This window comes from Pedobacter agri PB92 (assembly GCF_000258495.1).
GTDB lineage: Bacteria > Bacteroidota > Bacteroidia > Sphingobacteriales > Sphingobacteriaceae > Pedobacter > Pedobacter agri.
Genome location: NZ_AJLG01000049.1, coordinates 15,972 through 28,589, shown reverse-complemented (window position 1 = coordinate 28,589; position 12,618 = coordinate 15,972). Strand labels below are relative to the sequence as shown.

The window sequence follows — 12,618 nt, the reverse complement described above, 5'->3', positions numbered from 1 at the left end:
AAGCACAGATCATTAAACCTGATTTACCATTCATTATGATTTCTGGTCATGGTACGGTTGAAACCGCAATTGAGGCCAGCAAAAAAGGTGCATTCGATTTTATTTCAAAACCACCAGATTTAAACCGTTTGCTAATTACCGTTCGCAATGGTTTGGACCGTGGAAATTTGGTTACCGAAACGAAAGTTTTAAAACGCAAAGCAAGCAAAACCCGCGAAATCCTTGGTGAATCGGAAAGTATTTCTAAAATTAAAGAAACCATTGAAAGGGTTGCACCTACTGAAGCTCGTGTTTTAATTACTGGTGCAAATGGTAGTGGTAAAGAGTTGGTAGCCCGTTGGTTACACGAAAAATCTAACCGGGCAGACAGCCCTCTAATCGAGGTAAACTGTGCGGCAATTCCCTCAGAATTAATTGAAAGTGAGTTGTTTGGTCACGAAAAAGGCTCATTTACTTCTGCTGTAAAGCAGCGCATTGGTAAATTTGAACTGGCAAACGGCGGGACTTTATTCCTGGATGAGATCGGAGATATGAGTCTTTCAGCCCAGGCAAAAGTGCTTCGTGCTCTGCAGGAACATAAAATATCACGTGTTGGTGGCGAAAAAGAGATTGAAGTTAATGTTCGCGTTTTGGCGGCAACCAATAAAGATTTATTAAAAGAAATTGAAGATGGTAATTTCCGTATGGATTTGTACCACCGATTAAATGTAATTAATATTCACGTTCCACATTTAACCGAACGTACAGATGATATTCCGGTAATTGCCCAAAACTTTTTGGAAAGCATTTGCAATGACTACGGTATGCCGGTTAAAAAAATCAATGATGGTGGAATGGCTGCTTTGCAAGCACTACCCTGGACAGGTAACGTTCGTGAGCTGCACAACATGATTGAGCGATTGATTATTTTAAGTGAAAAGGTAATTACTGAAAATGATGTTCGTGCTTTCGCTAACCCTGGAGGTGGAACGAACATTGGCGCTGCAACAAGCACTCAAATTGCTGGCGCAGCCGGAGGTTCAGGAATGTCATCATCTTTCGATAGCTTTAATAATTTCCAGGATTATAAAGATCATGCGGAGAAAGAGTTTATTAAATTTAAACTCGAAAAAAACAATTGGAATGTCTCCAAAACTGCTGATGAAATCGATATTCAACGCAGTCATCTATACAGTAAGATTGAAAAGTTTGGGTTGAAAAGGGCTGAGTAAGCCCTTAGCCCCTGAAGTAGGAACTAACAGCGAGGTGGATAAAGAGAGGTTTATAATACAAAAGTTGGAACAGAAAGAGTTTTCTTATCTTGTTCCAACTTTTTTTTTGATAATATTTTAAACCTAGCAAGACTATTAGAAAGTCAAAAGCCCCCTTTAGGAGGTTGGGGGCCTAACCCATATAATCATTTTGCCTCATAAGTAAAGCCCTGTATTTATTAAAAATGGCGGTTTTGGAAACAAAACCTTTGTACTGGTTTTCGTTATTAATAACCGGTAAAATCCATGCATTTTCCTGCTCCATTTTTTTAAGCACTGATTTTAAATCATCACTTTCATTAATGGTATTTGGCGCTTGCTGAACTAAGTAGGATGCAATTAACAAGTCTTTATTTTCGTTTTGCATTAATTCATTGAAAAGCTCCTCAACATAAATTACGCCTTTAAAATCCCCTAGTTCATCTGTTACTGCACAGATATTTTTATGAGATTGAACAATTTCATTCATTCTCAGGGCAATCAAATCATTCATTTCCACTTTAGGATAATTTTTTTCTATCAGGTATTTCAGCTTCATTTGACTTAATACCGTAGTGTCTTTGTCTTCATGCGAAAGCAACTCGCCTTTATCAGCGAGCACCTTTGTATAAATAGAATGTTTTTGCGCACTTCTGTTCACTGCGTACGAAATGGCAGTAGTAATCATTAACGGAACCATCAGGATATAGCCCCCCGTAATTTCTGCAATAAGAAAGATACCCGTTAAAGGCGCATGCATAATGGCACCGAGAGCGGCAGCCATCCCTGCAACGATAAAGTTAGCGACATCCAGGTGTGCAATACCTGAAAGATTAACTACGTAGGCGAAAATGAAACCGATCAACCCACCCATAATTAAACTGGGTGCAAAAGTACCGCCATTACCTCCTGCTCCTAACGTAACCAGAGTAGCAATTGATTTCATAAAAATGGTTACAACGGTAAATAGTATTACCAAAGCAGGAACAGTACTATAATCAGAAAATATACTGTTATTGATTACGGCTAAATAATCTCCTTTTAACAGGCCTTTTATAGTGATGTAGCCTTCTCCATAAAGTGTCGGAAAAAGGAAAACCAGCGCACCAAGCATCAATCCGCCAACAACTATCTTTGTGTAAGGATGCTTGATTTTATAAAAAAAGCCCTTTACGGCATAATTTGCTTTGGTAAAATAGATCGAAAATAAACCAATGAGTAATGCCAGGATAACATAATAGAAAAGTGCATTTATTTTCCAGCCTTCGGTTACCAGAAAAAATAGTTGCTGCGTATAAAATAACCTGGCCACAACGGCTGCGGTTGCAGCAGATAGCAAAAGCGGAATAAAAGCCGGAATGGTAAATTCTGGCAACAATATTTCAATTGCGAAAACGATTCCGGCAACAGGACTATTAAATGCACCGGCAATACCAGCAGCTGCACCACAAGCTACCAGCATGGTAATTTCACGATAGGATAAGCCCAAAAATCGCCCCAGATTGGATCCAATAGCCGAACCACTGGTGACGATAGGTGCTTCTAAACCAGTTGAACCGCCGAAACCTACAGTAATTGCCGCAGTGATGATCTGAGAGTAAATATTATGTGGCTCTACCCTGCTTGATTTTTTTGAAATGGCATACAGAAGTGGTGTCAGGCCTGTTTCAAATTTACTTTTACGAATGAAAAATTTAATATAAAGTACAGTAAAAAATATTCCAATCATAGGGAAAAGCAGGTACAGATAATACTTGTATTTCCATTGCCAATCTGACTGGAGGAATTCTTCGATATGATGTGTTAAACTTTTTAACGCAGCTGCAGCTAAACCCGCCAAGATTCCAACAACTACTGCAAGAATAATCAGGAAATTACGGTTTGATATCTTTGATTTTCGGTATTGATTAATATTATCAAGATAATTTACAAAACGGATATACATTCTATTTAAATTTAATAGAGGGCGAATATTCCAAAAGTAATAAAAAAGCTTGATGGCGATATTTATTAAGCGCTTATTTAAACATCAAACTTGTCTAATTGCTTAATTAATGTTGCAAAATCTTTAGGATAAGGGGCATCAATCACAATATCCTGATCGTTTAATCCTTTAAATACCAAATGCTTAGCATGTAGTGCAAAACGTTTCATTATAGGTTGCTCTTCCTCTCCCTTTGATAATCTGTAACCACGTTTAATGGAAGAAAGAAACACCGGTTTTCCTTTATACATATCATCGCCAACAATTGCAGCACGTTGAGTTGCCAGGTGGATACGAATCTGGTGCATTCTGCCAGTTATCGGCTTACATTCAACCAAAGTGTAATGCTTGTAGTATTTCAACGAGTCGAAAATCGTTTCAGCTCTTTTACCTTCCGCCCTGTCAATGGTTACATTCTTGTTTCCATCGTTAAGGATAGGTAAATCCACTAATAACTTATCAAAAATTACATGCCCATCTACAACCGCATGATAAGTTTTGTTTACTTTTCTACGCTCGAACTGCATAGATGCATGACGATAACCCTCGGGATTTTTAGCTATTATTAAAGCGCCTGAAGTTTCTTTATCTAAACGGTGACAAACCTGTGCATCGTCGCTGTATTGTTTGGCTAAACGTAATACATTGGTTTCACCCGAACCGCCTCTTTCATCAAGTGAAGCTAAAAACGGAGGTTTATTGATTACGATGAAATCGTTGTCTTCGAAAAGAATAAGGTCTTTAAAATTTGGGTACTTCAAACTGTAGAATTATTAATGAAGCACAAAAATACGGATTTTATCTTTTAAGGGTGTCGTCACCCTGAATTTATTTCTGTGGCTTATTTAATTTAATGCTAATCCCGAAATCAGGGATAGCAAAAAGACTTCACTGAAAATGTCACCAAAAAAAACACAGATTAATCGTCAGCGAAAATCTGCATTAATCTGTGTTTGAATATAGTTAATATTTTATTAAGAAAGCTCGAACTTATAACCAACACCTTTTACTGTTGATACGTAAGTTTCGCCAAGCTTTTCGCGGAGTTTACGTATATGCACATCAATGGTGCGGTTGGTTACCACTACTGAATCTTCCCAAATGTTTTTAAGGATAGATTCACGAGTGTACACCTTGCCGGGTTTTGAGGCTAAAAGATATAATAATTCAAATTCCTTTTTTGCCAAAACCACTTTGTTTCCACTCTGAAATACCAAGTAGGCCTCACGATCGATCACCAGATCGCCAATTTCTAACTTGTTTTCCGATATTTCCTCCGTTCCGGTATTTCTTCGCAAAATTGCATTAATCCGGCTAACTAAAGCACGCGGTTTAATTGGTTTCGCAATGTAATCATCAGCACCTACATTAAAACCTGCGATTTCTGAATATTCTTCACTTCTGGCCGTTAAAAATACCATGAATGTATTTTTGAAATCAGGAATAGCTCTCATCAATCTACAAGCTTCAATCCCGTCCATCTTTGGCATCATGATATCAAGAATAATCAAGTCTGGATGAACCTTTTTAGCAACCGTAATTCCCTCCTGCCCGTTAGAAGCGGTAAAAACCTGGTAACCTTCTTTTTTCAGATTGTACTCAATCAATTCCAGAATATCTGGTTCATCATCAACAATTAATATTTTCTGACCTGCGTTATTCATAGTTAAATATTTGTTACGAAAGTACTGTCTCTGATGTAACTATTAGTTAAGGCTAAGTTAAGAAATTGTTAACGACTTAAATTAGGTTAACATTGAGTTTCTTTTAACGTAACGTTTTTGCTAAATAAGCTTCCAATTCTGCGCCACGAAGATTTTTAGCAGCTATCTTACCATTTGGATCAATAATGTAAGATGTTGGAATAGCCTGAACCTGATATTTCTTTACGGTTTCTCCATTGAAATCTTTTAATTCAGAAACATGAGACCAAGTTAATCCATCTGCCTTTATTGCGCCCAACCAAGCTGCTTTATCAGTATCTAATGAAATCCCTAAAATATCGAAATTCTTAGTTTTGTATTGATTATAAGCTTTAACTACATTTGGGTTTTCCTGACGGCAAGGTTGGCACCAGGATGCCCAAAAATCTAATAAAACATATTTTCCTTTATAAGCAGATAAGCTGATTGCTTTTCCATCTGCAGTGTTCATGGTAAATGCAGGTGCAATCTGTCCAACCTGCACTGTTTTTAAAAGCGCCATCTGTTTTACAAAAGTATCTACAGTGGCATTTCCTTTAATCTCCTCCTTTACTTCATCGGCAAACTTTACCAGTTCGGCTTCATATTCTTGCGGACTTAATGTGTTCATTGCATAGAAACTTGCCAGCGTTCCCTTGTTATCCTTCGCAAATTTAATGATTTGCGAATTCAGCTGATTAATATAGGATTGATACTGAGGTCTCATATCTTCTAAAATCTTAGCCCTGTTCTGAGGTTGCTCAGCCACCTTAGCTTCAAAATCGGCCTGGAGTTTTTCTGCCTGCTTCGCGAAGTTGTTTCTAATCGTATTTAACTCTGATAACTTTTCAACCTCATTAGCACCTGAGATTTTATAAGCCATTGTTTTATCCGCTAAATCAGCTTCCAGCTTGATGTCATCACCATTTTTGGCAATTAACATAAACTCATGATTACCAATTGAAACCCTGAAAAAGTCTACAGATGGTGTTTTACGAATAAATTTAAACTCCCCTTTTTCAGATAAATTTGTTGAATCAATAGCAACCATCTGGCTACTTTGCATTCCGTACAGATAAACCTTCTTGTCCGTACCCGGATTTTGAAAAGTTCCGTCAATGTTAAAGCTATCTTTTGGTTTACAAGCTGTGAAAGCAACTGCGATCAATAAGATCAGGCTTAAGTTTTTTAATTTCATTATTATTTTAGTTTTTCAAGTATCAATTCATTTAATTTTTTGGCATCAGCCTTACCTTTTGCCAGCTTCATCACTTCACCTACAAATAAACCTAATACACCTTTTTTACCTTTTTTATAGGCTTCTACTTGCGCCGGAAACTTGCTTAATACATCATCGATAAATCCACCTAACTCATCACTATTTTCGGATATTAATAGATTTAATGATTGTGCTAGGCTTACAACATCATCTTCGGCTCCTTCAAGTGCGGGCAATAATTGCTGGATGGCAATTTGTTGGGTAATTTTTTTATCATCAACCAAATTAATCGCAGCAGCTAATTGTTGGGGTTTGATTTTGTAATCAGCAATACCGATAGCTTTTTCGCTCAATACGGCTCTGATGGGCCCGATTAGCCAGTTAATTAAAGTTTTCTTCGTGTTAACCAATGGCAAAGCCTGGTTGAAATAATTTAATAAATCCAGGTCTTCTGCAAATAGCGCTGCATCAGCTTTGCTAATACCAAATTCTGAAACCATTTGTTTCGAAATTTCATTGGGTAATGCCGGCATCGCTGATGTTATTTCTGCCAACCAATCATCAGAAATATAAATGGGCTGTAAATCAGGATCAGAGAAATAGCGATAGTCATTTGCTTCTTCTTTGGTTCGCATTGGCGAGGTTGTACCCTTATCTGCATCAAAATTTAATGTACTTTGAATAATGGTACCACCGCTAGAAATTACTTCTACTTGTCTGCCGAATTCAAAGTCCATCGCCCTACGTACGTTACGCATGGAATTTAAGTTTTTTACTTCACAACGGGTACCAAATTCCGTTGTTCCGCTTTCGCGGATTGAAATATTTGCATCACAGCGTAAACTACCCTCTTCCATGTTTCCATCGCTTACATCTAAGTGGCGCACTAACTTTCTAATTTCGCTTAGTAAAGCTGATGCTTCTTCTGCACTGCGAATATCTGGCTCGGTTACAATCTCAATTAAAGGTACACCTGCACGGTTTAAATCAACTAAAGAATAATGATCATCCTGATCGTGAATGCTCTTGCCGGCGTCTTCTTCTAAATGGATTCTATTGATACCAATTTTCTTCTTGGAACCATCAGATAATTCCACTTCAAGAAAGCCATTAACACAAATAGGTTGATTATCCTGTGTAATCTGATATCCCTTTGGTAAATCAGCATAGAAATAATTCTTCCTATCGAAATGATTGATTTGATTAATTGTACAATTTAAGGCAAGACCAATCCTAATGGCTTTTGCCACAACTTCTTTATTAAGCTTTGGCAAAGCACCCGGCAGGGCCAGCGATACGGTAGAAATATTTTGATTAGGCAAAGCCCCAAAAGAAGCACTATCTGAAGAAAATATTTTTGTATTGGTATTTAACTGAACGTGTATTTCCAGTCCTGAAACGAGTTCGTAATTGCTTTGGTTTGTACCTAAACCCATATTAAAATTGTGCCTTTTATGTATTGCTTTGGCAAATATAGTTAAAGAATGTTAAAACGAATTGCCACAGTTAAACTACTGTGTAATGCTTCTGTCTATTTCAATAATTAACACACAAAAGAAACCTTAAATTAAAAAGTTATGAAAAAGTTAGTATTATTTGCTGCAGTTCTGATGGTTTCATTATTCGGCATAAACAATGCAAAAGCACAAGTTAACTTAAGTATCAATATCGGCTCACAACCAGCCTGGGGACCTACCGGTTACGACCATGTAGACTATTACTATTTTCCTGATATCGACGCCTATTACAATGTTCCATCAAGCCAATATATTTATTCAAATGGCGGGCGTTGGGTTTGGGTAAATAGTTTACCTAATCAATACAGAAACTTTGATGTTTACAATGCTTATAAAGTTGTGGTCAACGAACCAAAACCATATTTAAGAAACGACATTTATGTAGCAAAATACAGTAAATTCAAAAATTACAACGGGCGTCAGGCGGTGATTAGAGATAGTCGTGATCGTAAATATTATGTGGTAAAAGGTCATCCGAAATATAATGGAAATAGTATCAATAGACCAACGCAAGTTGTTCGCTCACAAAATAACAACAACCGCCCAAGTCGCACACAGGTAACTATTGTAAAACCAAATCAGAAAGCAAAACCTGGTAGGAATAATGCACCGGGGAATGACAGAAAAGCGTCTAATAACCGTCCTGAAAGAAATAACGGTGAAGGACGTGGATAGCAGTTATTTAGTTGTGTAGAGGGGGTTTTCGAAAGAAGCTCCCTTTTTTTATATCTCTGTTACAATAGAAAATTTGGCACAGCGTTTGAATTCTATCAGTATACACAAATAGAAACGATTATGAAAAAGTTATTAATCATCTCCGCGATTGTAGGTATCGTGGCTTTAACATCAAATCAATCTAACGCTCAGGTAAGTTTAAATGTGAACATCGGCACACAGCCTGCCTGGGTTCCGGTGGGTTATCAAAACGTTAATTATTATTATTTGCCCGAAGTGCAATCTTACTATTACGTTCCGCAACGTCAGTTTGTTTATCTAAACGGGAACCGATGGGTTAGAAACAGACATTTACCAGCCAGGTACAGAGGTTACGATTTGCACCGCGGTAGAAAGGTTGTGGTTTATGGTCATAGCCCGTACAGAAGTTACAATACACATCGTGTAAAATATTCAAATCGTTCGAACATCTACAGGTCTTCATATGGTGGAGGAAACCGTGTAAGATATAGCGCACCCGGAAGAAATAACTATAGATCGTATAAAGTTGATAAACGACACCATGACAGAAGAGTAAATTCTAGTTTATTCTCAAAAGGACACCGGGAAAAACACGGCAGACATTAGAATAAAAAAGAGGCTTTATAGCCTCTTTTTTATGATTAAAATCTTTTACCAATGGTTAAACCAAACCTTGGGTAGGCTTCTATTGCATTATTCTTGCTGCTAAAAACTCTGCCTAAACCTAAATAAGCTTCTCCTAAAAAGCCATTTCTTGTTAAAAACTTTGCACCAGCGGCAGCACCCAACCCAAAAGAAGTATAATTTATTTCTGGTAGCGTATAATTATATCCTGCCGGATAAGAGGTATAAGCTAATGATGCATAGTCATATTCTTTATATGAAATAACTCCTGCATTCCCTTCTATAAAGAATCCATTCGCTTTTTTATTTCCAAAATATAATCGGTAATGAGGGGTAATGATATAATTAATTCTGCTTCCGAAAACATTTTCATTTGTTGCGCCAATAGCAACAGAAATTCCAGCACCCATATTGTCTTCTATAATTCTTTCGTAGGTAATTTCAGGAATAGCCAAAACAGCATAAAAAAGATTAATCTTGATCTCATTATTGCCACCATGGCCAATTGCTTTTGATCTCGATTCGATTGCTTTTGATATGCTATCTGGGTTTTTGCTTTGTGCCTTACACCAGCTCATTGAAGCAAGGAAGACGATCATTAAGAGTGATTTTTTCATTTAGATTTTTTCAAACGAAACTAATAAATTAGTTTTAAAACTAAAATACGATTTGATAAATAATTTGAAAAGCAATCGCAGTAATGTTTAGGTTAAAGCAGTCCCGCTTTCGTTGCAATCTTTTAAAAAACTTCTGTCATTCTGAGGAAATAAGAATCTTCTTCATTGCTTGCAGATACTTCGTTCCTCAGTATGAAAGATATTAAAGGTTATTACTTTTTAAAAGTATTTCCACTTCAATCGGGTTTAAATTGCAAAGATGATACACCTATTAATGAAAAACTAACAATTAGTCCAGTTTCATTATTGTGATCGTCATTGCGAGACACGAAGCAACTCTATCATGAAAAAATTGCTTCGTGCCTCGCAATGACGGTTCTTTGTAAATTATTGTGAAATAAAACCCTCAGCTTTACTTAACACGTTTGGTAAACCAGCAGAATTTTTACCACCAGCGGTTGCATAAAACGGCTGACCACCGCCACCGCCTTGAATTTCTTTGCCTAACTCACGAACGATATTTGATGCGTTCATTCCTTTCTTAACCAAATCATCAGAAAGCATTACAGTGATTCCAGGTTTGCCATCAATTTCAGATGTAAAAACCAGGAACAAGTTATCAATCATATCTTTTAATGAAAATGCAAGATTTTTCACTGCATCAGCGCTTTGTAAATCGATGTGCTTAGCAATCAAATTTACTCCATTTATACCACGAACGTGATGAACGATTTCATGTTTTAAGTTATTAACACGCTCTAAAGTCGATTTTTCAATCTCTTTTTTAAGTTTAGCATTTTCGTCTAACAAAGCCTGAACTGAAGCTGATAAATCTTTTGAGCCATTTAACAAAGCTTTTAAATGCCCTAATTCTTTTCTTTGGTCTAAGAAATATTGTTCTGCTTTGTCAGCGGTAATGGCTTCAATTCTTCGAACACCTGCCGCAACTGCACTTTCTGAAACAATTTTAAACGAACCAATTTGTCCTGTTGCTTTTACGTGTGTACCACCACAAAGCTCTTTCGAGAAATGATCATCAAAAGTTATCATACGAACGAAATCGCCATATTTTTCGCCAAACAAAGCAGTCACGCCACTTTCAATTGCATCCTGATAAGGCACATCTCTCTCTTCCTTTAACTTAATATTTTGTCTAATCTTCTGATTAACGATTACTTCGATTTGAGCCAGCTCGTCATCTGTCACCTTAGCAAAATGAGAAAAGTCAAAACGTAGATAATCAGCATTTACAAGAGAACCTTTTTGGTTTACATGATTACCCAAAACTTGCTTTAAAGCAGCATGTAATAAATGCGTAGCCGAGTGATTATCCTCTGTTAAAATGCGTTTATCTTCATCAATCACAGCCCAGAATTTTCCTTCCAAATTATCTGGAAGAATATCTGCGAAGTGAACGGTTAAGCCATTTTCTTTTTTAGTGTCGGTAATATCAACCCAAAACTGTCTACTATGATCTTCTAAACGTCCGGTATCTCCTACCTGCCCTCCGCTTTCTGCATAAAAAGGTGTTTGACGTAAAACGATTTGATATTGCTCTTTCCCTTTTGCTTTAACTTTACGGTATTTTAGAATTTCAGTTTCGATTTCTAGGTCATCATATCCAACAAACTCACTTTGTTCATCTGCATTAACGATAACCCAATCGCCGGTGTCAATGGCAGTAGCAGCACGACTATCGTCTTTTTGCTTTTTAAGCGCTTGTTCGTATCCAGCTAAATCAACACTCCAACCCTTCTCTCTAGCCATTAACTCAGTTAGATCGATTGGAAAACCAAATGTATCAGATAGTTCAAAAGCGAAACTTCCTTCTACTGTATTATTTGTTGCCTGATATCTTTCGAAACGTTGAATTCCTGTTGATAAGGTTCTTAAAAATGAAACTTCTTCCTCTAAAACTACTTTCTGAACGAAATACTGTTGAGAAATCAGTTCATCAAACACACCTTTAAATTGCTCAGCTAATAAAGGTACTAACTGGTTTAAAAATGGCTCTTTAAAATTTAAGAAAGTGTAAGCGTAACGTACAGCACGACGTAAAATTCTACGAATAACATATCCTGCTTTATTATTTGAAGGCAGCTGACCATCAGCAATTACGAAAGCAATGGCACGAATATGATCGGCCATTACACGCATAGCGATGTCCGTTTTCTCATTAGCACCATATTTAATTCCAGATTTGTCAGCAATAAACTGAATCATGGGCTGGAACACATCAGTATCGTAGTTGGAACTTTTTTGTTGAAGCACACGTACCAAACGCTCAAAGCCCATTCCGGTATCCACGTGTTTAGCAGGTAAACTTTGAAGTGAACCATCTTTCAAACGGTTAAATTGCATAAATACATTGTTCCAGATTTCAATAACCTGAGGATGATCTGCATTGACCAAAGTGGCGCCATCTACCAAAGCTTTTTCTTCATCAGTACGACAATCTACATGAATTTCAGAGCAAGGCCCGCATGGTCCGGTATCGCCCATCTCCCAAAAATTATCTTTTTTATTCCCAGGTAAAATGTGGCTTTCATCAACATATTGTTTCCATAAGTCGTACGCTTCCTGGTCTTTTTCTAAGCCCTCTTTTTCATCACCTTCAAAGTAAGTAACATATAATTTATCCTTTGGAATTTTATAAATCTCCGTTAGTAATTCCCAGCTCCAGGCAATCGCATCCTTTTTAAAATAATCGCCAAAGCTCCAATTACCCAGCATTTCGAACATGGTGTGGTGGTAAGTATCGATACCCACTTCTTCCAAATCGTTATGCTTACCAGAAACACGTAAGCAGCGTTGAGTATCTGCAACACGGGCATATTTAATCGCGGCTTCGCCTAAAAATAAATCCTTAAATTGGTTCATACCCGCATTGGTAAACATCAAAGTTGGATCATTTTTAACTACAATTGGTGCCGAAGGAACAACATGATGTTGTTTCGATTCAAAAAAACTAAGGAATGCCTGTCTAATCTCTTGTGCTGTCATTACATTTTATTAATTGGAGGAACAAAATTAAAATTTTATTGCGTTAA

At 37.1% G+C, this 12,618-nt stretch carries 10 protein-coding genes; 3 read left to right on the top strand and 7 right to left on the bottom strand.

From position 1 onward, the window contains the following. A partial coding sequence (locus ON09_RS09290; protein ID WP_010600791.1) for a sigma-54-dependent transcriptional regulator occupies positions 1–1,211 on the top strand: 1,211 nt, incomplete at its 5' end. Between the two features lie 172 nt (positions 1,212–1,383). Here ON09_RS09290 and ON09_RS09285 read toward each other — a convergent pair. The 5 genes from ON09_RS09285 to gatB all read right to left on the bottom strand — a co-directional run bounded on the left by ON09_RS09285 (position 1,384) and on the right by gatB (position 7,550). Further along, positions 1,384–3,174: a chloride channel protein gene (locus tag ON09_RS09285; protein ID WP_010600790.1), complete on the bottom strand. Its 1,791-nt coding sequence runs from the start codon at positions 3,172–3,174 to the stop codon at positions 1,384–1,386. Between the two features lie 77 nt (positions 3,175–3,251). Beyond that, positions 3,252–3,974 carry an RluA family pseudouridine synthase gene (locus tag ON09_RS09280; RefSeq protein ID WP_010600789.1) on the bottom strand — a complete coding sequence of 241 codons (723 nt, stop codon included), beginning with the start codon at positions 3,972–3,974 and terminating at the stop codon, positions 3,252–3,254. Between the two features lie 213 nt (positions 3,975–4,187). Then, positions 4,188–4,877, bottom strand: coding sequence for a response regulator transcription factor (locus tag ON09_RS09275; RefSeq protein WP_010600788.1), 690 nt, complete (start codon positions 4,875–4,877; stop codon positions 4,188–4,190). Between the two features lie 103 nt (positions 4,878–4,980). After that, complete coding sequence (locus tag ON09_RS09270; protein ID WP_010600787.1) at positions 4,981–6,093, bottom strand: TlpA disulfide reductase family protein; 1,113 nt, start codon at positions 6,091–6,093, stop codon at positions 4,981–4,983. Positions 6,094–6,095: 2 nt separating this feature from the next. After that, positions 6,096–7,550, bottom strand: coding sequence for an Asp-tRNA(Asn)/Glu-tRNA(Gln) amidotransferase subunit GatB (gatB, locus tag ON09_RS09265; protein WP_010600786.1), 1,455 nt, complete (start codon positions 7,548–7,550; stop codon positions 6,096–6,098). Positions 7,551–7,691: 141 nt separating this feature from the next. Between gatB and ON09_RS24215 the strand changes: the two genes are divergently transcribed. Both ON09_RS24215 and ON09_RS09255 read left to right on the top strand, forming a co-directional pair. Continuing rightward, positions 7,692–8,306 carry a hypothetical protein gene (locus tag ON09_RS24215; protein WP_010600785.1) on the top strand — a complete coding sequence of 205 codons (615 nt, stop codon included), beginning with the start codon at positions 7,692–7,694 and terminating at the stop codon, positions 8,304–8,306. 120 nt (positions 8,307–8,426) lie between these two features. Next, a complete protein-coding gene (locus tag ON09_RS09255) occupies positions 8,427–8,933 on the top strand; it encodes a hypothetical protein (RefSeq protein ID WP_010600784.1) in 507 nt (168 codons plus the stop codon). A gap of 35 nt (positions 8,934–8,968) precedes the next feature. Here the strand turns inward: ON09_RS09255 and ON09_RS09250 are convergent, their stop codons facing one another. Both ON09_RS09250 and alaS read right to left on the bottom strand, forming a co-directional pair. Continuing rightward, complete coding sequence (locus ON09_RS09250) at positions 8,969–9,568, bottom strand: hypothetical protein (RefSeq protein WP_010600783.1); 600 nt, start codon at positions 9,566–9,568, stop codon at positions 8,969–8,971. A 387-nt stretch (positions 9,569–9,955) separates the two neighbouring features. Continuing rightward, positions 9,956–12,571 carry an alanine--tRNA ligase gene (gene alaS, locus ON09_RS09245; RefSeq protein ID WP_010600782.1) on the bottom strand — a complete coding sequence of 872 codons (2,616 nt, stop codon included), beginning with the start codon at positions 12,569–12,571 and terminating at the stop codon, positions 9,956–9,958. Positions 12,572–12,618 lie beyond the last annotated feature (47 nt).